This window comes from Stenotrophomonas sp. P5_B8 (genome assembly GCF_054049855.1).
Genome location: NZ_JBFULO010000633.1, coordinates 1 through 1,617 on the forward strand (window position 1 = coordinate 1; position 1,617 = coordinate 1,617).

At 62.7% G+C, this 1,617-nt stretch carries 2 protein-coding genes; one reads left to right on the top strand and one right to left on the bottom strand.

Features of this window, described 5'->3' with window-relative positions; translation table 11 throughout:
• Positions 1-658: zinc-binding alcohol dehydrogenase family protein (locus ACXJKH_RS20205; RefSeq protein ID WP_457322032.1), on the bottom strand; the 658-nt coding region annotated here is incomplete at its 3' end.
• A 368-nt stretch (positions 659-1,026) separates the two neighbouring features.
• Between ACXJKH_RS20205 and ACXJKH_RS20210 the strand changes: the two genes are divergently transcribed.
• Positions 1,027-1,617 (top strand): porin family protein (locus ACXJKH_RS20210; protein WP_457322034.1); only part of this gene is annotated, 591 nt, incomplete at its 3' end.

The following is a 1,617-nucleotide window of genomic DNA, read 5'->3' on the forward strand; positions in this document are numbered from 1 at the left end:
GCACCTGTTCCATGCCCAGCGCCTGCAGTTGCGGCGGCAGCGGCTGGCGATGATCAATGACGTGCGCGGCGCCCATCTGCCGGCACCAGTCCGCCGATGCCGGGCGCGAGGCGGTGGCCACCACGGTGAAACCGGCATGCCGGGCCAACTGGATCGCGATCGAGCCGACACCACCGGCGCCGCCGATGATCAGCATCACCTGGCCGGCATGTCGACGGTCATCGAACTGTAATGGCATGCGCTGGAAGAGCAGTTCCCACGCCGTCAGTACGGTCAGCGGCAGCGCCGCCGCGTCGGCGAAATCAAGCGTGGCCGGTTTGCGCCCGACCAGCCGCTCATCCACGCACTGCCATTGCGCATTGCAGCCCGGTCGGGTGACATCGCCGGCGTAATAGACCTCATCGCCCGGCGCGAACGCGGTGACCTCCGGCCCCACCGCATCGACGATGCCCGCCGCGTCATAGCCAAGGATGCGCGGCGGATCTTCCTGCTGCGCGCGCGGTGCACGTTGCTTGGTGTCCACCGGATTGACGGAAACGGCCTGCACGCGCACCAGCAGATCCGCGCCTGTGGGCGGGCCGGGTTGCGCAACGTTCAGGTCAAGTAGTGCGTCGGGATCGTCGATCGGCAGGTAACGGGTCAAACCCACAGCGTTCATGGCGGCTCCAGCGCTGGCTTGTTCGTCATCATACGGCTGCTGACAAAGCTGTTACTGCGCTGAATCACCCGTAAGGACGCGTTAACGCTGGAATACGGCATTGCACAGCGGAAATGCAGGCAAAAAAGCCGAAACCCTTGTCATTGCTGGGTCTTGCGGAATTTCATCAACCTGTATAGGGTGCCACCAGCTGGACCGGTAGAGGTCTGGCCGTCGTCTTCACATGTTACGTGACCGTTAACATCACCTTCACTCGCCTGAGCATAATGTTCGCGGCGGTGGCGTGCTGAATCGGCAGTCTGAAAACGACGCAGGTGCTGGCCCATGCCTCTACCGGTTTCATACCCCCGAAATAGGAGCTGTACTCAATGAACAAGAAGATCCTTACTGCCGCGCTGCTGGGCGGTCTGGCTTTCGCCCAGGCTGCATCGGCGCAGGATTTTGATGACCGCTGGTACCTGACCGGTTCGGCCGGCTTCAACTTCCAGGATAGCGACCGTCTGACCAACGACGCTCCGTTCGTGACCCTGGGCCTCGGTAAGTTCATCAGCCCCAACTGGTCGCTGGACGGCGAGCTGAACTACCAGAACCCGAACTTCGACGCGAACCAGGATCTGAACTGGAGCCAGTACGGCGTGTCCGTCGATCTGCGCCGCCACTTCATCTCCGAAGGCCGTGGCTGGAACCCATACCTGCTGATGGGTCTGGGCTACCAGAAGTCGGAAGAAGAGTACAACTCGCTGAACCTGAATGGTCCGCGTGAGCGTAAGGACGGCAACTTCGCCGCCAAGGTYGGCGTCGGCCTGCAGACCACCTTCGAAAAGCGCGTTGCTGTCCGCGCCGAAGTGGCCTACCGCGCTGATTTCGACGACCAGAGCATCTCGGCTCCGAACGAAAGCTGGTTCGGCGACGTGCTGGCTTCGGTCGGCGTCGTGATCCCGCTGGGCCCGGCCCCGACC